The organism is Methylomonas sp. (genome assembly GCF_023228165.1).
Taxonomy (GTDB): domain Bacteria; phylum Pseudomonadota; class Gammaproteobacteria; order Methylococcales; family Methylomonadaceae; genus Methylomonas.
In genome coordinates this window covers 1-20,298 of record NZ_JALOBS010000046.1, presented here as the reverse complement: position 1 = coordinate 20,298, position 20,298 = coordinate 1, and the positions used below count along the sequence as shown (strand labels likewise).

The following is a 20,298-nucleotide window of genomic DNA, read 5'->3' as shown; positions in this document are numbered from 1 at the left end:
TCTACATCGGCATGCTCATAACATCCTTGTAGGCATCGACCAGTTTATTGCGTACTTGTAGCATCGCCTGGAAGGACACACTGGCTTTTTGCGAAGCAATCATGACTTCGGCCAGACTGACATCGGATTGGCCGGTTTCAAAAGCAGTGGACAACTTACCGGCTGTTTTTTGAGTTTGATTAACGGCATCGATGGAATCTTTCAGCATTGCGGCGAATTCACCGGTGCCGTTGCCAGCGGCGGGCTTGCTGCCCGCTTCGATAGACATGGTCCGCATTTGGGCCAGTACTTGATTGACGTTGATATCTGACATAATCGTGACTCTTGCTAGTGATTTTCTAGTAACCAAGCATTTTTCAAGCCAGATTTAACAAGGTACGAATACCCCGGCTTCTTTCATGCGGGCAATTTTATACCTCAAGGTGCGCGGACTGATGCCCAGCTTTTCGGCGGTGGCCTTGCGGTTGCCTCTAGCCTCACCAAGGATCTGTAAAATGATTTTTTCCTCTGCTGAACGCACACCATCGCCCAGACTCTGCAATTCGAGATCATCGGCATAGTCCTGCGGCTCCGGCATTTCCGTAACCGGAACAATAGCTTGCCGAGCGGCTGGCAAACTCGCCAGCGTATCTAGCTCTTCGTCGTCGAACAACAATTCATCGGCGGTAATGCAATGGCCGCTCTGTAAAATCAGAGCGCGCTGCATGACATTCTCCAATTCCCTGACGTTACCGGGCCAATGATAAGCCTGTAGCTTTTGCATTGCTGCCGCCTCAAAACGATAATTAGTCTTGCCATGCGGACTGTGTTTGATCAACAACTCTGCCGCCAACGGCAAAATATCGCCGATACGTTCGCGTAAGGGCGGAATCCGGATCGGAAACACACTTAATCTAAAATATAAATCTTCCCGAAACCGACCCTGCAGCACATAGTCTTTTAATTTGCGATTAGTGGTCGCCAAAATTCTGACGCTCAATGCTATTTTTCGCTGACTACCCAAGCGCTCGACCACTTTTTCCTGCAACACCCTTAATAATTTGGCCTGCAAACCCAAATCCATTTCGGAAATTTCGTCCAGTAACAATGTGCCGCCCTGAGCCTGTTCAAATTTGCCGGGCATGGATTGTGTCGCACCGGTAAAAGCGCCTTTTTCATAACCGAACAACATGGCTTCCAGCATATTTTCCGGAATGGCTGCGCAATTGATGGCCTCGAACGGACCGGCGTGGTAATGCGAATTGCGGTGAATGTAACGCGCCAGCACTTCTTTACCAGTGCCGCTTTCACCTTCCAGCAACATGGTGACATTGGTTTTGGCGACTTTATTCACCAGCCCGTATAGCTTTTTCATATGCTCGTCGGCCACCACGCGTTCCCGCTCCGGCGATGGCTCGCCGACGATTAATTGCGCCACTTTCGCCACCAGGGCTTTTGCTTCAAAAGGCTTGATCAGATAGTCGCAAGCTCCGGCCTGCATGGCTTCCACGGCACTAGGTATGGTGCCGTAAGCCGTCATCAGCAATACCGGCAAGGCTTCGAATTTTTGCCTAAGATTTTGTAGCAGTTGAAAACCGTCCATGACCGGCATTTGCACATCGCTAACCACCAGCCTCACGGTACACTTTTGTAGTTGACTGAGAGCTTCTATACCGTTTTTGGCCGAAATTACGCTATAGGCTTCCAGCTCCAAGGTATCGCAGAGCGCTTCGCACAATGCCACGTCATCTTCTACGATAAGCACATCATACTGCTTCATAATGATTCTCCTGACCGACTAACTCAATTCCCGCCGACGACAAACCCAAATCCTGTCGTAAAATCGGCAATGACAACACAAATACGCTGCCCCGCCCCAATACGGACCGGCAATAAATAGACCCTTTATGCGCTTTGACGACGCTGTCCACCACGGCCAAACCCAACCCGGTACCATGGGTCTTGGTGGTATAAAACGGCTCGAACAACTGCGATTGCTTGCTGGTATCGATACCCGGCCCGTCGTCCTGAATGCGGATTTCGATCGCTTGCCCGGCTTGCACCGCCTTCAGACTGATCACCCCGGCCCCGGACTCGATTGCATTATTCAGCAAATTCAGTAAGGCGCCGCGTAAAGCATCCTGATTGCCCTCGATATTATCTCCGCCGACCCGGTTATCCAGGAAAAAGCGACCGTCGAATTCTTCCATCCGTTCCGCAAGGTGTTGCAGCATGCCCCGCAAGGAAAATCCCTGCATGGCCAAACGGCCCTGCTTGGCATAAATCAACATGTCATTGACTTGGCGCTCCAGGTACTGCAGGCGCTCTAGAATTTTTTCGGAAAACTGCAGCCGTTTGGTTTCGCTTAACAGCGGTCTACTCATTTGCGAGGCATATAAAATGGCGGTTGCCAGCGGAGTACGGACTTGATGGGCCAAACTGGCGACCATTTCGCCCATGGCGGATAAATGCTTTTGCTGCGCCAACCGATCTTGCAAAGTGCGCAATTCGCTGACATCCGATAATAAAATGATCTGCTCGGCATCGTTGCTGAGATGATTGCGGGTCAGACTGACGATACGGCCATCCAACAATTGACGTTCGTGCGGCGAATCGGGAACCGGCAACAAACTGCGCGTCATAATGTCTTGCCATTGCTGGCCCAACAAGGGCTCGCCCAAAAAATCAATAGCGTTATCGTTACAATCGATAATGCGATTTTTCGCATCAAGCAGGATAACGGCGGCCGGCAACGCTGCCAAAATTTGCTGTAGGCGGCTGGCCAGTTTCTCTTTTTCAGTCAAGGTAGTCAGACGCTCGCTACGCGCCGCGGCCAGCTGGCTATTGAGATGGGCAACTTGCTCCTGTAACCCTTGATAGGACAACGCCAAATTTTCCGAAAGTTCGTTAAACATGCGAAATGCATCGGTCAGGCGTTCGGTTTTTTGTTGGTATTGAAGATTGCTTGAATTCATGGCTATTCAGACTTTTAACTGTATTCAGTCAAAAGCAAAATTCACGCCATGTTTTTATTTGTTATTTATTAAAGAGTTAGCTTCGACCTAGCCATTGTTTTGACGCGCGTCAGGCTACATCCACTTTTCGCAGCTTTTCCACCAGGGTAGTACGACGCATGTTGAGTAATTTAGCCGCATGCGCCACCACCCCGTTGCATTCCTCCAGTGCCTGCCGAATCAATTCGTTTTCCAAATCGGTCAGATACTCTTTTAAATCGATACCCTGCTCGGGCAAATGCACAGCTGCGCCCGGTGCGGGCAGGGTGGCTTGCTCAGCCCCAAGCGCCGCTCGGCCAGGCGTCTCATTAGTGACCACCTCAAGTTCTTGCCAGTCCAGCTTTGATTCCGGCGGCACTTCATAGCCTTGGAATTTTTCCGGCAAATCGCTGGCATCCACCAGGCGATCCGGGAAAATAATGGCCAAACGCTCGATAAGGTTGGAAAGTTCACGCACATTACCCGGCCAATGATGCTGCATCAACACGGCAATGGCATTGCGCGATAGCTTCAGCGTACCTCTGTTGGCTGCTTCCATGCGTCCGATCAAATCGCCGACCAAATACGGTATGTCTTCCGCTCTTTCCCGTAGCGCAGGCACTTCAATAGGAAACACGTTCAAGCGGTAGAACAAGTCCTCGCGAAAACGTTTTTCGCTGATTTCCTGCTCCAGTTTTCGATGGGTGGCCGCGACAATGCGCACATCGCATTGAATGGTTTTATTGCTGCCGACCCGTTCGAAGGTACGCTCCTGTATAACCCGTAGCAATTTAACCTGCATCGGCATCGGCATGTCGCCGATTTCATCCAGAAATAACGTACCACCCTCGGCCAATTCAAATCGTCCCTGCCGCGAAGTTAGCGCACCGGTAAACGCGCCTTTTTCATGGCCGAACAATTCACTTTCCAATAATTCGCCGGGTATCGCACCGCAATTTACCGGTACAAACGGTTTGTCTTTACGCATAGAAGCACGATGCAAGGCCTGGGCCACGACTTCCTTACCAGTACCTGACTCCCCCAAAATCAATACGGTAGCATCCGACTTGGCTACCTGATCAATCAGTTCCCGGGTGTTTTGTATCGCCTTACTACTTCCGGCCAAGCCTTTGTTGGATTGGGTTGTCTTCACCACACGCCGGGGTTGAATCAGGTTATTCAGTTCTTCCGTCAATACTGAGTAGCTTGTGGGCCATTCCAACAGCCGCGACACCATTTGCTGAATCGAACTGGATACCGGCTGGGCATCTTTTTCCACCAATAAAAAAACCGGTATATTGCCGGCATTTTCAGTAACGGTTCTGAGTAATATTGCCTGTTTCTCTGCCGCGGCCCCGACAAAAACCGCATCGAATCCGCACAGGTCCGGCAAAATAGACTGAGATTCGCTGCTACCAACCGCCGTGAACTCATACTCCAAGAACCTCAGCACGGTCTCAACTTGCTGAGCTCTGATTACATTGTCATCAATTAGCAAAATGTTGGGCAAAACCATGCGGGCATACTCAATGGAAGGATGTTTCTGGTCAATGGGTGATTTCAAGCTTTTCAAGTTAAGCATTGAATCCCGTTATTGTCAAAAACCCACAGCTTTCAAATTGTTGAACGACAAACCTCAGCGGCCTCTCAATAATCGCCGTCGATATCGCCAACTTAAAAAAACCTTAACGACTTGACAAATATTCACCAGCATAGAAACTAGCAGCATGTTTTGTAACCCTGAGCCACTTCGTTGAATGATATTCCTTTAAGTATACTGATTAGTATATTGGCCCTTTTGCTGCTTTTATCCGCTTTTTTCTCTGGTTCCGAAACCGCCTTGATGACGCTAAACCGTTATAGGCTTAAACATTTGGTTAAACAGAAACACCGTGGCGCCATCAAGGCCCACCAGCTGCTTAAAAGGCCCGACCGCCTAATCGGCTTGATATTATTAGGAAACAATTTCGTCAATATACTGGCCTCGTCAATTGCCACCGTGATTGCGATACGCGTGGGCGGCGATGAAGCCATCCCCGCCGCCACCGCCATTTTGACCATCCTGGTTTTGATATTTGCCGAAGTCACTCCCAAAACTCTGGCCGCACTTAGGCCGGAAAAACTGGCATTCATATCCTCCTGGGTTTATGCACCGCTGTTGAAAGTGCTTTACCCCATTGTCTGGATCGTTAATGCAATATCCAATGTGCTGCTGCGCATCATAGGCGTCAACCCCAAAAAAGCTAAAAAAGACACCTTGGACAAAGACGAATTAAAGAGTATCGTTTCGGACACCGACCATCTGCTGCCGACCCGTTATCAAAACATGTTGCTGAGCATTCTTGACCTGGAATCGGCCAGCGTTGAAGATATCATGACGCAACGTAAGGAAATAATCGGCATCGACCTGGAAGACTGCATCGAAGACATTATCGAGCAGCTGCGCAATAGCCCGCACACCCGCTTGCCGGTGTATAAAAAGAATATCGACCGGGTAATCGGCTTTCTGCACATTCGCAGCGTTTTGTCGCAGATCAATCACACCGAATTTGATAAACAGACCATTACCGACAGCTTGACCAAGCCTTTCTTTATCCCGGCCAGCACCTCGATTCATAAACAAATGCAAATTTTCAAAACCGAAAGATTGCGCATTGGTTTGGTGGTCGACGAATACGGCGACGTCCAAGGACTGGTGACCTTGGACGATTTGCTGCAGGAAATCGTCGGCGAATTGGTAGCGGACGAACCCGACATCAAAATGCAAAAAGACGGCAGTTATCTGGTCGATGCCAGCGTTACCGTTAGGGAACTCAACCGCGTCACTCACTGGGACTTACCTACCGAAGGCCCTAAAACCCTGAACGGCCTGATTATAGAATACATGGAAACCATCCCCGAGCCCGGCACCAGCATCAAGCTGCATGGACAAATATTGGAAATTATCCAGCGCGATGAAAATACCGTAAAGTTTGTACGATTTCATCCCGAAGCTGAAACCTCATAAGCAGCTGTTTGAGCATCCGCCGAGCCATTTTCGACCCAATATCCGTTGAATTCGTTCTCAATAAATTGATATCGCGTAACTTTTTGCAAAATACTTTTGAAACGGCTAAGTCTGCTTCAAAAGTTCAAGCATGACGAATAACCTAGTAATACAGTAAACTATAGCCTTTAAAAACACTCCAATGCCATGACAGCGACCGACAACGTACATCCTCACGAAATCCATAAATTCGGCTCTCAGGCCGAGCGCTGGTGGGATCCCAATGGCGAATTTAAAACCCTGCATGATGTTAATCCGCTCAGATTGCATTACCTACAGCAATTTGCCGAGTTATCGGGCAAGCGCGTGGTGGATGTGGGCTGCGGCGGCGGGATTTTGACCGAAGGCCTGGCTAAGGCCGGCGCGGATGCCTTTGGCATCGATCTAAGCGAAGAACTTATCGACATCGCCGATCTGCATGGCCTGGAAACCGGTATTAATGCCCATTACCAAAAAATCAGCGCGGAAAACTTAGCTGAACAACAACCGGCCGGATTTGATCATGTCACCTGCATGGAAATGCTGGAACATGTACCCGATCCCGCCTCTATCATTCGTGCTTGCGCCACGCTGGTCAAACCGGGCGGCATGGTGTTTTTTTCCACCCTGAACCGGGTGCCCAAAGCCTATCTGCTCGCCATCCTTGCCGCCGAGCACATTCTGAACATGCTACCCCAAGGTACGCACGACTATAAAACCTTTATCAAGCCGTCCGAATTATGCCAGTCGGCCCGCAATGCCGGACTGGAATTGCAAGGGATGACGGGGATTGAGTACAGTCCGTTCAGCAAACAATTCCGTCTGGGCAAGGATATTGATGTCAATTACATCGCCGCTTTTAAACGGCCCGAGTGATCATTGATGAGCGGTTTTAAATTAGACTGCGTCCTGTTCGACCTGGATGGCACGCTGGTCGATACCGCGCCGGATTTGGTGGCCTGTTTGAATCAGGCCTTGCTCGCGCATGACTTCCCCGCCATCCTGGATAACGATGTCAAACCCTGTATTTCCATGGGTGCCTTGGCCATGATCAAATACGCCACCGCGGATTTAGACCCAGGCAAACAAAATCAATTACTGGCATACATGCTGGATTGTTATCAAAACAATATTGCCGCGCACAGCCGTTTTTTCGACGGTATTGGCGAAACGCTCGCAACCATTGAATCACTAGGTCTGAAGTGGGGCGTGGTCACCAACAAGCGTGAGCGCTTCACCTTGCCGCTGATGAATGCCTTAAACCTCAGTCATAGAGCTGCTTGCGTCATTAGCGGCGATACAACAGCCAATAGCAAGCCGCATCCCGAACCTATGCTGGCCGCATGCAGGCAAGCCGGGGTCAGTCCCGAGCACTGTGTGTATATCGGCGATGCCTCGCATGATATCGCTGCCGGTAAAAACGCCAACATGAAAACGTTAGCCGCCCTGTACGGCTATATCAAAGAAAACGACCAGCCTGAACACTGGGGCGCGGATGCCTTAATCGAACATCCCCAACAATTACAGCAATGGATACAGGCTACGCTATGTCATTGAGCAATCAAGTCGTACTCATCACGGGCGCTGGCGGCGGACTTGGCGGTACGGCTGCCCTGGCCCTGGCCAAACAAGGTGCTCAAGTCATTCTGCTGGATAAAAGCATCCCCAATCTGGAACGCGTTTATGACGCCATCGTCAATCAGGGCGGATTGGAACCGGTGATGTACCCTTTCGATCTGGCCGGCGCAACCGAACAGCAATACCTGCAGATGGCCGACGCCATCGACCAACGCTATGGTGCCTTGCAGGGTCTATTGCATTCCGCTGCCGAATTGAGCGCCTACACCCCAATAGCCATCCATAAAACCCAGGATTGGGGCCACACCCTAAATGTAAATCTAAACGCGCCGTTTTTATTGTGCCGGGTGCTGTTACCTTTATTGCAAAAAAGCCTACATGCTTCAATCGTATTTACTTCCGACTCCGCAGCTCGAAAATCACAAGCCTATAGTGGCGCTTTCGGGGTCTCGAAGATGGCACTGGAAGGCTTCGCCAAGATTTTGGCCGAAGAATTGGAGGCCGGTGAAAAAATTCGGGTTAACACCTTGGTTCCTGGACCGGTTAACTCGCCTTTACGTAAAAAAGCCTATCCAGGAGAAGACAAAAGCAAATTGCCCGAAATGGATAGCCTGGCCCCAATTTACTGTTATTTATTTGACGCTGCCAGCATAGGCGTAACCGGTCAAATAATTGACGCGCAACACTTTACACTTTGAATATCACTATGACAGAAAGAGAAGTTGTTACCTTAACCCGTGACGTTAACATGGTCACCATACCCGATGGATATCACGGCACCTTGAACAAGGGCCAGGAGGTAACCATTCATCAGTCGCTGGGCAGCAATTACACGGTGATTACCGATTACGGCCACATGGTGCGGATTGCCGGTATTGATGCCGACGCCTTGGGCAAGGAAGCACACGAATTACACACATTGGTTTCCGAAACCGATACCAAGGCCGTGGAGAAAAATTGCTGGGAAGTCATGAAAACCGTGTACGACCCGGAAATTCCGGTCAACATTGTCGACTTGGGCTTGGTCTACGCCTGCGAAGTCACCACCACCCCCGAAGGCGGCAACTCAGTACATATCCGCATGACGCTGACAGCGCCGGGCTGCGGCATGGGTCCGGTCATTCAAAGCGACGTGGAGAAATGCGTCCGCGCCCTGCCCGGCGTGACTTCGGTCAATGTCGAAGTGGTACTCGACCCGCCCTGGTCGCGTGAAATGATGTCCGAAGTGGCGCAGGTACAACTGGGTTTATTTTAAGCAGACAGGTGGCAAAAAATTGCCACCTGTCTCATAAAAATAATATAAGAACTTGAAATAATTGATTTAAATTTATTTGGCACGTCTATCGCTTTTATAACGGTAAACCGTTAATTCAAGACCTGAGGAAGTGTCATGAAAGAAAAAGCAGCCGAATTAGCCATTGTCAGCAATAAAAGTTTTGAAGCATCGACCGCTGTCAATCTTCATCATTACGACATCAGCAGCGCCCTGCAAACCACGCTGGAATTTATTGAGCTGATCACCATCTTCTGCAATAAAATCCAAGCTACCATTCCGCATAACAGTGCCGAATACACTAACGGCGAATTCGATTTGACTTTTGCTCGCGGCGTGATTGGCCGACACTCCTGCACCTATGCCTTGAAAGTGGAAGACCAACAGCTCGGCGAGTTAAAACTGACCCGTAGCCAACGTTTCAGCAAAGAAGAACTCAGAATGCTGGAAAGCCTGTTGTGCTGCCTGATCTATCCGCTCAAAAATGCCACCTTGTTTCAACAAGCCTTGAAAATGGCGTATACCGACCCTTTAACCAAAGCGCATAACCGCACCGCGTTCAACGATACCTTGATGCGCGAGATGAAACGAGCCAATCGTTGCCAGCAGCATCTGTCCATCATTTTCGTGGACGTCGACCATTTTAAATCGATTAACGATCAATACGGACATAATTGCGGCGATCTGGCGCTGACTTCGGTAGCCAGTTGGATCAAAGACAGCGTACGCGCCAGCGATATCGTATTTCGCTTTGGCGGCGAAGAGTTTGTGGTGCTATTGGTCGATACCCATATGGATGACGCCAATATCATAGCCGAACGGATTAGAGCCGGAATAGAATCGCACACCCTGGCTTATGGCATGGATGTGCTCAATATGACCGCCAGCCTGGGTGTCAGCACGCTGCAGGACAATGATACGATTGACGGCATCGTCAACCGCGCCGACACAGCCATGTATAAAGCTAAAACATTGGGTCGCAACCAGGTTTGCCTGGCCTAATTCCGTAACTAGACGTTCGTGCCGATGCGGCTCGCACGAACGTCACAGCCGTTAATTTTCAAATACATCCACCCCTTTAGGCGGCTTAAAATCAAACAAGCTATCTTGCAATAGCGGATTCAGTTTGATGTTGGAAAAATAAATCCGCGTCAATTGGCCAAAGTTATCGCTCAACTCCATACCGCCAAGCTGGCCGTGATTCAAGCCGATCAAAATATATTTAAAGCCACTTTCTTCATTTTTTGGCGAAAGCCTAACCCAGTTTAAATCATCGTCGCTACCCTGCTCTTCCAGCACGAACTTTTGATCGATATCCACTTGGCCGGTCAACAGCAAGGCCGGCGTGGACCCCAAGGAATCATCGAGTTGCTTGATAGTCACTTGTTCAAGATCCGCATCGTAAAACCAAACTTTACCGGCATTAGAAACAATCTCCTGGGCAAACGGTTTTTGATAATTCCAACGGAATTTACCTGGGCGACTCAGATAAAACTCCCCGAAACTGGCTTGGGCGGCCTGCCCGGCTTTGTTATAGCTGACCTGCTTAAAATCCGCGGACAGGGAAGCATTGGATTTTAAAAACGTTTTAAGCTGCTTGATCGGCGCCTCTTCAGCCCAAGCATTGCTTAGTAAACCCGCGGTCAAAATCAGTGAACTTACGATTTTTTTTATCATATTCAAAAAGGATTCAAGTATTTAAGCCAGGATTCGGCGGCATCCAATGCCGAACCGCAATTAGAGTACTCGGTAGGGCCCGAGCCATCCACAAACGGATACGCCTTAGCACCGGGGCAATTTTCATCGGCCAACCAGCCTGTCTGCGTATCTATCCATTTCATCTGGACATTATCGGGTGCAACCAGGTTCACTGATTGTTGGGCAATCTGACGCATCAACTCGGACCAGATTTGCAAGGCACCGGTTGCGCCGGTCAGCCCGGTCGGTTTGTTGTCATCACGCCCGACCCATACCACCGACAGGTAGTCACCGCTAAATCCGGCAAACCAGCTATCGCGCAGCTCATTGGTAGTGCCGGTTTTACCGACCAGATTCATGGTTTCAGAAACATATTTATACGCTGAGCGCCCGGTACCCACGCGCATGACATCCTGCAAAATCGTGTTGGTAATATAGGTAGCCGCCGGATCGATCACTTGCCGCACGGTAAAGGGATAACTCTGCAGGGCCTTGCCGTCGGCGGCATTCACGGCACGAATCGAACGTAACGGCGTGGCATAACCATCGCCCGCCAGGGTTTGGTATATTTGCGTCACTTCCAGTGGCGACAATGGCGAAGCGCCCAATAGCATGGAAGGGTATAAATCCACCTTCCGGCTTACCCCCATGTTTTTCAAATTGTTGGCGATTCTGTTTAAACCGACGTCCATACCGATCCTAACCGTGGCCATGTTATAAGAATGCGTCAATGCGGAATGTAACGGCACCACGCCATGCTCGCGATTATCGTAATTATCCGGCGACCAGGTTTTGCCTCGTTCCGCCGGAATATGCAGACGTGTATCGCTAACCGGGGTTGTGATGGTATAGCGGTCGGGATATTCCAGGGCGGTCAGATACACCACGGGCTTGATTAAGGAACCGATAGGCCTCACGGCATCCAAGGCACGATTAAAGCCTATGTCGCTGGCATCGCGGGCACCGGCAAGTGCCACAATTTCACCGCTATCGCGACGGGTAACAATGGCTGCCGTTTCCAAATCGTTGCTCCTCGGGCTTCTTTCCAGCTGCTTGAGCTTGCCGGCTATCGATTTTTCCAGAGCATTCTGCACGCGCGTATCCAGTGTGGTGACGATACGCAATCCTTCCGAGGTTAAATCTTCTTCTTTATATTCCTGTTTCAGCTGCCGTCTTACCAAATCGATAAAATCAGGATAGCGGTTGGCGGATCGATGGGTGACCGCCGCCACCCCCAAAGTCTGCTTTTTAGCCTCGGCCGCTTGTTGGGCATCGATATAACCTTCCGCCAACATCGAATCCAATACTAGGTTTCGGCGGTCCAGGGTATGTTGCGGTTTCCGGCGCGGGTCGTATTCCGATGGACCGCGCACCAATGCCACCAATGTTGCCACTTGCGGTAAATTCAGGGTTTTCAAGGATTGACCGAAATAAAACTCGCTGGCCAGTCCGAATCCGTGTATTGCGCTGGCCCCATCCTGGCCTAGAAAAATTTCATTCAGGTAGGCTTCCAGAATTTCGTCTTTACTATAGCGATACTCCAAAATCAACGACATCAAAACTTCCTTGAGCTTTCGTCGCAAAGTGCGCTTGGGGTGCAGGAAAAAATTCTTCACCAACTGCTGAGTAATGGTACTGCCGCCCTGCACCATACCACCGGCCTTCAGATTCGACCACATGGCGCGGGCAATGCCTTTCGGCGAAATGCCAAAATGATGATAAAAATCGTGGTCTTCGGTGGACAGCAACCCTTGAATCAGGGTTTGCGGCGCGTCCTCCAGTTTGATCAGAATCCTGTCTTCTTTACGAGTAGGATAAAAACTACCGATTTGAATAGGCTCCATTCGGACGATGGCTAAATCGCTACCGGTAGTGGCATCGACTAAACTGGCGAGCGTACCGCCGGCAAAGCCAATACTGATTTTGCGGCTTTCTTGTAATTTATCGCCAAAATTAAATGCCCGGGTTTTGACATTGATCTGCCCGCCGTTCATCACATAAGAGCCTTCGCCTGCTAACTGAGGATCCAGGCGATAATGCAATTGCAATAGAATGTCTTCAAATTGTTGGCTGTTATATTCCAGCCCCACATACAGCTCCAACGGGCTGGCATAAACACGGGCAGGAATGGACCAACGCTTACCTTCAAATTGTTCGCGAACAGTGTAATCGAGATAGCCGACGTAGGATGCCAGCAAAAACCCACCCACCAACACCAGCGAAAACAGCGTTTTCAACAGCCATGATGATTTTGATTTGTTTTTTCTGCGCCGGGCGGAAGAAGAGTTGGATCGAGTTCGAGGTCTAGGTCGTCGTGCCATTGAAATAGGAAGGTGTATGCTTTAAAAGCCGATAGAAAATAGTTGTCAATTAGCTGAGACTCTTTAGCGTCGCTAATTATCTACCAAATGTCATATTATCGCGGATTACCTGATTGATTATATAGAGCGAATCGAAAATGCGAATTAGCTAGGTTTGACAAACACTGTTTTTTTCATACTATACAGACAATCGTTTTACTACGCGCAACCTAATTTTACTCTGCCCAGGCACTCGGCTTGGCAAGCATAAACCAAAGGCGACCGGCATTCGGGTTGCTAATTAAATTTTAATCTTTATCCAAGTGAATAATTTGAATAAATCGGACCATCGTCGTTATCCGCGGCTTAAGCACCGCGCCAAAATCAGGGTAATCCCACCCCATCCCTCCGGATTTTTTCTTGCCAATATGCGCGATTTTTCCGATGGTGGGCTTTTTTTACTCTGTGCGGATGAATTGATTCCCGAACTGAATACCGTGGTGGAAGTACAAACCACGGAATTCGAAGACGCTCCGATTCGACAAACCAAAGTCGTGCGTATCGACCCGGGCGTTGGTTTCGGCGTTGTATTTATTTAGCCTATCAGGCGACAACATCCAACAGTGAGCCATTCGAATTTGAATCCTGTGCGCTTTTAAGCAGCAGCTCGGCACTGGCTTTGTTTGCCATGGCCGCCGCCTTACTCGCCACGCTGACATCCTGGCCGGACGGTTGCGCGGGCGCCAAGGCCGCCCGGCGGATGGTTTCCGCTTTCAGTAAGGTGGCCTGCGGATCATTGGCGACCGGAGACACGTCGATACCGACTTCTCCACCGCTTGCGTAGCGCTGACCGTCAGGGCCGGTCACATATTGGAAACTAGCACCGCTGGTGGCGAGGCCGCCGGCCGCGGCCAGATGGGCCTGCTCATGAGCGCGGACTTCGCTGTCCCGGGCTTTTAACGCCTGAATTTCGCGCTGCTGCTGTTCGTCAAGGTCGTTTGAAGTTTTGCCAGGCGCACTTGTGCCTCGCTGTTGGTCCGGAACAGAATGATTCCGACTTTGAAAGCGCTGGCCGTAAGCGGTATTGGCAATGGAAGTACTGGTTATCTGCATATTGAATCCGGATTTTTTACTGCAAAAACCTGATTGGACTATAACGCTAATCGATAGCTTTGTACAATAGCCTATCCACACTCCACAGGTAAAACCGATGTCGGGCAAAAGGCGCATGGAAATCAGTCAGTCAGCGATTACAGGCATAATAGCCGACCCCATTGCCGCGCCAAGCACCTCCCAACCCATGCAAAAACCTTTCAAAATTCAAAGCCGTTATCAACCGGCCGGCGACCAACCCACCGCCATCCAGAAATTGGTCGACGGCATCAATGACGGTGAACTGCATCAAACCCTGCTCGGCGTTACCGGTTCCGGCAAAACCTTTACCATCGCCAACGTCATCCAGCACACCCAGCGTCCGGCCATGATACTGGCGCCAAACAAGACCCTGGCCGCACAATTGTACGGTGAGATGAAAGAGTTTTTTCCGGAGAACAGCGTCGAATACTTCGTCTCTTATTACGATTATTACCAGCCGGAAGCCTATATTCCAGCATCCGACACCTTCATCGACAAAGACGCCTCGCTAAACGAACATATCGAACAGATGCGCTTATCCGCCACCAAAGCCTTGCTGGAACGCCGCGATACCATCGTGGTGGCGACCGTATCGGCGATTTATGGCCTGGGCGAGCCGGAATCCTACTTCCAGATGGTGCTGCATCTGGTGCGCGGCGATATGATCAAGCAGCGCGACATCCTGCGCCGGCTGGCTGAAATGCAATACACCCGCAATGATACCGAATTGCGCCGAGCCACCTACCGAGTACGCGGCGAAGTCATCGACGTATTTCCGGCCGAATCCGAAGAACAAGCCTTACGGATAGAATTATTCGACGATGAAATCGAACGCCTTTCCATGTTCGACCCGTTAACCGGCGAAGTGCTGCACCGCATGGCGCGCTTTACCCTATACCCCAAAAGCCATTACGTGACCCCGCGCGACCAGTTGCTGACGGCGGTGGAAAAAATCAAAATCGAGCTGGCCGAACGTCTGCAACAACTGCGCGACGCCCACAAATTAGTGGAAGCCCAACGTCTGGAGCAACGCACGCTGTTCGATATCGAAATGATCATGGAAGTCGGCTATTGCTCCGGCATCGAAAACTACTCCCGTCATTTATCAAACCGCACCGACGGCGAATCGCCACCCACCATGTTCGATTATCTGCCCAAGGATGCCTTGGTCGTCATCGACGAAAGTCACGTCACGGTACCGCAGATCGGCGCCATGTATAAAGGCGACCGCTCACGTAAGGAAACCCTGGTCGAATACGGTTTTCGCCTGCCGTCGGCCTTGGATAACAGGCCGCTGAAATTCGACGAATTCGAAGCCATCTGCGGCCAACGCATTTACGTGTCCGCCACCCCGGGGCCTTACGAGAAGGAACATTCCGGCGCGGTGGTGGAACAAGTGGTGCGACCGACCGGCTTGGTCGATCCATTGGTTGAGGTTCGCCCCGCCACTACTCAGGTCGACGATCTGCTGTCGGAACTGAACAAACGCATAGCCATCAAGGAACGGGTGCTGGTCACCACCCTAACCAAACGCATGTCGGAAGATTTGACCGATTATCTACAGGAACACGATATCAGAGTGCGCTATCTGCATTCGGATATCCAAACCGTGGAAAGGGTGGAAATCATCCGCGACTTACGCTTGGGGGTCTTCGACGTCCTGGTAGGTATCAACCTGTTACGGGAGGGCCTGGATATCCCGGAAGTCTCCTTGGTAGCCATTCTGGATGCCGACAAGGAAGGCTTCCTGCGTTCGGTGGTCTCTTTGGTGCAAACCATAGGCCGGGCCGCCCGCAACGTCAACGGCAAGGCCATCCTTTACGGCGACAAAATCACCCGATCCATGCAGCAGGCCATGGACGAGACCGAACGCCGCCGCAACAAACAAATCGCTTTCAACAAGGAACACCATATTCAGCCAAAAACGATTTTCAAGTCCATCACCGACATTCTGGAAATCGCCATCCCCGGTTCCGGCGGCTCCATCAGCAGCGCCCGCGCCAAAGTTGCCGAACCCGCCAGCGAATATAAAGCCATGACGCCGAAACAAGCTGCCAAGACTTTAAAACAGCTGGAAGAAAAAATGTACAAGCACGCCAAAAACCTGGAATTTGAAGAAGCGGCTCAAGTAAGGGATCAGATTAAGTTACTGCAGGCCGAAATGGTTATTTGATTGGCGCTGGGTAATCGAAACTCAGGATTCGCTTCTAGATAACCGTCTGCCAAGCAGGTCATGCCGGCATGGATTGCCGCAATGATGACGTTTTGAATGGGGATTCCAATTCCGGACGTTATTCCAAATAAAATCCCAAACATATCAACCTAAACCACGGCTCCCCAAGCATCGCAGCCCCTGAAATGTCCTTGTTGGACGGACTAACAATTAGCACTTTGAAGTTCCCTTCGGCTGCAAAAACCGTAACAAATTGAGGTCGGTTCGGTGCGATTTTGCCGAAATGATAGCCATGACGGCCAACCTCACCCCTCCCGAAACACCCGTTTTGTCGCCGCCATCCGTTACGGGCGCCGAGACTTTCACAATATCTCGGTAAAGGCTCTCATAAACAGCAGCGGTTCGCTGATGAGCCACGACAAACACAGTTAAATCGCTATGCCGCGGCTGATATTAACCACTCGGTTAGCGTAATCAAACCGATGGATTCGGACTGTCTGGCGAAATATCGTCAAATTAGTACTTGCCTTTATAGTTTCGATTCGATACTATTTTTTCCGCCGACAACATTCCTCTGCTTATTTATCGAGCGTTGCTTTAATTCACAGACTTAGAAGGCGGAACCATGAAAACACAAGTTCAATATTATCTGGGCCATTTACGGCACGACTTTTCAGCCAGCATCGTGGTGTTTTTGGTGGCTTTACCGCTTTGCCTTGGCATAGCCCTGGCATCTGGCGCCCCTTTGTTTTCCGGCATCATCTCGGGCATGGTGGGCGGCGTGATCGTATCCTGGTTCAGCCGCTCTCAATTAAGTGTGTCGGGCCCTGCCGCCGGTTTGACGGTTATCGTATTCACCGCCATCGAAACTCTGGGCGATTTCAATATATTTTTATTGAGCTTGACGATTGCGGGCGTTCTGCAATTTTTCATGGGTGTATTCCGGGCCGGGTCGATTGCAGCCTTTTTCCCGGCTGCTGTTATCAAGGGAATGCTGGCGGCTATCGGTATGATTTTGATCATCAAACAGATTCCGCATGCCACCGGTTACGACGCCAGCTATGTGGGTGACGAAAGTTACATGCAGGAAACCGCCCGCTCCAGTTTCTTTGAACTGTCGCAATCGCTGCACGGCGTGTCCCAGGGCGCAACCTTGATCAGCATTGTTTCAATAATAATTCTGATCATCTGGGACAGCGGCTGGATCAGGCGAAACGCTTGGTTACGCGTGATTCCAGGCCCTCTACTCGCGGTGATTTGGGGGGTAGGTTTTAACCAATGGGCGCTATTGCATGCGCCGGAGTGGAGCCTGAATATCCGGCACTTAGTCTCATTACCTGAGCTGGGCAGTACCCGTAATTTTCTCCATCAGCTGCAATTGCCCGACTTTACCGCGATAACCAATCCCAAGATTTACAGTATCGCGTTGACCTTGGCGATCGTTGCCAGCTTGGAAACATTATTGAGTGTGGAAGCCGTCGATAAACTCGACCCCCATAAACGAGTCAGTCCGACCAACCACGAGTTGAGGGCGCAAGGGCTGGGCAACATCATTTGCGGAATGTTGGGCGGCTTGCCGCTTACAGCGGTTATCGTACGCAGTGCCGCCAACGTCAATGCCGGCGGCCAGACCCGCATATCCAGCTTTTTTCACGGGGTTCTGCTGGCGGTCAGCGTCGTGTTCTTCGCTCATTATCTCAACCTGATTCCCTTGGCCTGTCTGGCCGCCATTCTGCTGCAAACCGGTTACAAGCTGGCCAAACCCATGATGTTTTTCGAGTTTTACCGCAAAGGTATCAGCCAATTCGTACCATTCACCATTACGGTATTCGCTATTCTGTTCACCGATCTATTAGAGGGCATCGCAATTGGCATGGCCTGCGGCATATTTTTTGTGCTGTGGTCGGATTTCCATTCAGCCATGACGCTGACTCAACACGGCTCTCATTATTTACTCCGATTGCACAAGGATGTGTCTTTTTTAAACAAAGCCCTGTTACGTAAACACTTGGCCCATATTAAAGACGATAGTGTCATGATCATCGACGGCAGTCGCGCCTTGTTTATCGATCAGGACATTATGGAAACCATCGCCGATTTCCTGGTCGCGGCCCGCGACCGTAATATCGAAGTCGATCTGCAAGGCTTTGCCACTGATTCGCCGCTATTGCGGATATCGTCATCGCCAACCGATCTAGCATTGGCAACCGGACACTAACGGCTAGTAGGCTCGAATAACACCGGAACGAGCATGATCCATCCTAAAGATATTGATTAATGGGCGGGATAACGACATGGGGTTTCAGTGCGGAACGATCAAACTGCCGTGGCTGTTGTTGAGCGGGCTGATCTTGACCAGCTCAACGGTAAGGGCCGATGTCGGTGAAAATGGTGGATTGCTTTCCCGGGCAGGCGCTTGGAACCCCAATCAATCCGACTCTTTTCGTGACTGGGATTTACATCTAGGCGGCTGGTTGAACGCCGGTTTCAGTATTAACCCCGACCAGCCCGCCGACAATTTCAATGGCGCGGTCAGTTTCTCCGATCGCGCCAACGAACTGCAAATAAATCAACTGTATTTATATCTGCAACGAGCCGCAGACACCCGTTCCGACAGCTGGGGCTGGGGTGGCCGGTTGGACTTCATTTTCGGCAGCGATGCATTTTACACTCGCTCCATGGGCGACATCGGCGATCACTGGGACTCTCATTTACTGCATCAACGCATTTACGGCATTGCCTTTCCGCAGGCGTATCTTGATATTTTCGCCCCCATAGGCGCGGGGCTGCATGTGAAGTTGGGGGAATTTTATACACTGGTGGGCAATGAATCGGTCATCGCCCCGGATAATTTCTTTTACTCGCGTTCTTACGCCATGCAATTCGGAGAGCCATTTTCGCATACCGGACTAGTGGCTAGCTATGCGCTGAACCATCAGATCGAACTGAGCGCCGGTGCGGTGACAGGCAGTCCTTTCGCCGGCTGGGACGGCAGCTTCGAGCATCATCTGGAAAACTGGGGCTTTGTCGGCGGACTCAACTTTGCATTCGCGCAAACCGGCACCAAACTTGCCGTTACCGGTACACATGGCCGGTCAAGTTCCGCCTCGCCCCAAGATGTCAATCTTTACAGCATCGTTGTAAAGCAGAATTTAAGCGGGCATTGGCAGTTTACCTTGCAACATGACTACGGCTGGATGACTGCGAATACGGCACAAACCGGGGCGGAATGGTATGCCGTCGTTGCTTATCTGAATCTCGATCTTAACCCTGAATGGTCGCTGGGCCTGCGGCTGGAGTGGTTTCGGGACGATGACGGGGTCAGAGTCGGTAGCCCGGCTCGGCTCCCAACCCACCCGGGCCACGCAGCCAATTATTATGCCGCCACTTGGGGCGCCAATTGGCGTCCCACACCCTGGTTAACGGTACGCCCCAGCGTGCGTTACGACGCCAGCGATGGCTGGCAGGCATTCAATAGCAATGCCAGCGATCGTCAATTGCTGATTTCAAGCGATATCGTCCTCAACTTTTAATAACACAGACTGGGGTTTACTATGAAATCGATAAAGAAAAGCCTGTTTAGTGTGCTGGCAATATTCATCTTAGTGGCACCCGACTTAGCTTGGGAACACGCCAGCCATCTGCTGCACATTGTCTACGAAGGGTTTTCGTTTTTTTTGGAAGAAGTGTTGATGCATGGCATAGGCTTTACCAAACATCATGCGCAAATGCTGGTATTTTATTTCCTGCTGTTTTTGATTTGCGGATTGATTTGGTTTTTATGGCGGCGCGGGCCTTTTTTGGTGGAAACCATGAAAGCCTATATGCTTTCATGGCTATTTCAGGTACGAGACCACGTTATAGAAATTTGGTTTGCCATGAGCGCAATACAAAAAGTCAAATTACTAGCGGCAAACTTAGTCAGTTTATGGTTGGTGGTCGCCTTGCTGCTTATGTAATTGGCCGGGCTTTTCGTCGCCGAACCCCCTCTACGGCGGCGAACCGATTGCGGAAGCACGCCGAACTGCCATAACCTACCAACGTTGCCTACCCGGTCAAACCCGGCCGAAAAAGTCGCACATTGAATTTCAGCCGGCCACACAAGCAAGCGGTTTTCGCTAGAATCGTAACCCGCCAAATTCAGC

The 20,298-nt window shown here is 50.6% G+C and carries 18 protein-coding genes; 11 read left to right on the top strand and 7 right to left on the bottom strand.

Annotated elements, in window-relative coordinates:
- Window position 1: 1 nt before the first annotated feature.
- The 4 genes from fliE to M0R33_RS22285 form a co-directional block, all read right to left on the bottom strand.
- Window positions 2-313, bottom strand: coding sequence for a flagellar hook-basal body complex protein FliE (fliE, locus tag M0R33_RS22300; RefSeq protein ID WP_292574171.1), 312 nt, complete (start codon window positions 311-313; stop codon window positions 2-4).
- A 54-nt stretch (window positions 314-367) separates the two neighbouring features.
- The gene (locus M0R33_RS22295) at window positions 368-1,759 is read right to left on the bottom strand and encodes a sigma-54 dependent transcriptional regulator (RefSeq protein ID WP_292574170.1); all 1,392 of its coding nucleotides are present in this window, start codon (window positions 1,757-1,759) and stop codon (window positions 368-370) included.
- A complete protein-coding gene (locus M0R33_RS22290; RefSeq protein WP_292574169.1) occupies window positions 1,746-2,954 on the bottom strand; it encodes an ATP-binding protein in 1,209 nt (402 codons plus the stop codon). Before M0R33_RS22290 ends, M0R33_RS22295 begins: the two co-directional genes overlap by 14 nt.
- 109 nt (window positions 2,955-3,063) lie before the next feature.
- Complete coding sequence (locus M0R33_RS22285) at window positions 3,064-4,488, bottom strand: sigma-54 dependent transcriptional regulator (protein ID WP_292574187.1); 1,425 nt, start codon at window positions 4,486-4,488, stop codon at window positions 3,064-3,066.
- 237 nt (window positions 4,489-4,725) lie between these two features.
- On the opposite strand from M0R33_RS22285, the gene M0R33_RS22280 reads away from it, so the two are divergent.
- The 6 genes from M0R33_RS22280 to M0R33_RS22255 all read left to right on the top strand — a co-directional run bounded on the left by M0R33_RS22280 (window position 4,726) and on the right by M0R33_RS22255 (window position 9,850).
- Complete coding sequence (locus tag M0R33_RS22280; protein WP_292574168.1) at window positions 4,726-5,979, top strand: HlyC/CorC family transporter; 1,254 nt, start codon at window positions 4,726-4,728, stop codon at window positions 5,977-5,979.
- Window positions 5,980-6,165: 186 nt separating this feature from the next.
- Window positions 6,166-6,873 carry a bifunctional 2-polyprenyl-6-hydroxyphenol methylase/3-demethylubiquinol 3-O-methyltransferase UbiG gene (gene ubiG / locus M0R33_RS22275; RefSeq protein ID WP_292574167.1) on the top strand — a complete coding sequence of 236 codons (708 nt, stop codon included), beginning with the start codon at window positions 6,166-6,168 and terminating at the stop codon, window positions 6,871-6,873.
- Window positions 6,874-6,879: 6 nt separating this feature from the next.
- The gene (locus M0R33_RS22270) at window positions 6,880-7,554 is read left to right on the top strand and encodes an HAD-IA family hydrolase (RefSeq protein ID WP_292574166.1); all 675 of its coding nucleotides are present in this window, start codon (window positions 6,880-6,882) and stop codon (window positions 7,552-7,554) included.
- Window positions 7,545-8,273: an SDR family NAD(P)-dependent oxidoreductase gene (locus tag M0R33_RS22265; RefSeq protein ID WP_292574186.1), complete on the top strand. Its 729-nt coding sequence runs from the start codon at window positions 7,545-7,547 to the stop codon at window positions 8,271-8,273. The genes M0R33_RS22270 and M0R33_RS22265 overlap by 10 nt, the downstream gene beginning before the upstream one ends.
- Window positions 8,274-8,281: 8 nt before the next feature.
- A complete protein-coding gene (gene sufT, locus M0R33_RS22260; protein WP_292574165.1) occupies window positions 8,282-8,830 on the top strand; it encodes a putative Fe-S cluster assembly protein SufT in 549 nt (182 codons plus the stop codon).
- Window positions 8,831-8,965: 135 nt separating this feature from the next.
- Window positions 8,966-9,850: a GGDEF domain-containing protein gene (locus tag M0R33_RS22255; protein ID WP_292574164.1), complete on the top strand. Its 885-nt coding sequence runs from the start codon at window positions 8,966-8,968 to the stop codon at window positions 9,848-9,850.
- Between the two features lie 51 nt (window positions 9,851-9,901).
- Here M0R33_RS22255 and lolA read toward each other — a convergent pair whose 3' ends face one another.
- Both lolA and mrcB read right to left on the bottom strand, forming a co-directional pair.
- The gene (lolA, locus tag M0R33_RS22250; RefSeq protein WP_292574163.1) at window positions 9,902-10,525 is read right to left on the bottom strand and encodes an outer membrane lipoprotein chaperone LolA; all 624 of its coding nucleotides are present in this window, start codon (window positions 10,523-10,525) and stop codon (window positions 9,902-9,904) included.
- Window positions 10,526-10,527: 2 nt separating this feature from the next.
- Window positions 10,528-12,867, bottom strand: coding sequence for a penicillin-binding protein 1B (gene mrcB, locus M0R33_RS22245; protein WP_292574162.1), 2,340 nt, complete (start codon window positions 12,865-12,867; stop codon window positions 10,528-10,530).
- Between the two features lie 302 nt (window positions 12,868-13,169).
- Here mrcB and M0R33_RS22240 point away from each other — a divergent pair, with 302 nt between their 5' ends.
- Complete coding sequence (locus M0R33_RS22240; protein WP_292574161.1) at window positions 13,170-13,445, top strand: PilZ domain-containing protein; 276 nt, start codon at window positions 13,170-13,172, stop codon at window positions 13,443-13,445.
- Between the two features lie 4 nt (window positions 13,446-13,449).
- On the opposite strand, the gene M0R33_RS22235 is transcribed toward M0R33_RS22240, so the two are convergent.
- Complete coding sequence (locus M0R33_RS22235; protein WP_292574160.1) at window positions 13,450-13,959, bottom strand: putative metalloprotease CJM1_0395 family protein; 510 nt, start codon at window positions 13,957-13,959, stop codon at window positions 13,450-13,452.
- 187 nt (window positions 13,960-14,146) lie between these two features.
- Here M0R33_RS22235 and uvrB point away from each other — a divergent pair, with 187 nt between their 5' ends.
- The 4 genes from uvrB to M0R33_RS22215 all read left to right on the top strand — a co-directional run bounded on the left by uvrB (window position 14,147) and on the right by M0R33_RS22215 (window position 20,112).
- Window positions 14,147-16,153 (top strand): excinuclease ABC subunit UvrB, encoded by a 2,007-nt coding sequence (uvrB, locus tag M0R33_RS22230; protein ID WP_292574185.1) that lies wholly within the window; start codon window positions 14,147-14,149, stop codon window positions 16,151-16,153.
- A gap of 625 nt (window positions 16,154-16,778) precedes the next feature.
- Complete coding sequence (locus M0R33_RS22225) at window positions 16,779-18,371, top strand: SulP family inorganic anion transporter (protein ID WP_292574159.1); 1,593 nt, start codon at window positions 16,779-16,781, stop codon at window positions 18,369-18,371.
- 76 nt (window positions 18,372-18,447) lie between these two features.
- Entirely contained in the window at window positions 18,448-19,686 is a 1,239-nt protein-coding gene (locus tag M0R33_RS22220) for a porin (protein WP_292574158.1), read from the top strand.
- A 21-nt stretch (window positions 19,687-19,707) separates the two neighbouring features.
- Window positions 19,708-20,112, top strand: coding sequence for a hypothetical protein (locus M0R33_RS22215; protein WP_292574157.1), 405 nt, complete (start codon window positions 19,708-19,710; stop codon window positions 20,110-20,112).
- Window positions 20,113-20,298 lie beyond the last annotated feature (186 nt).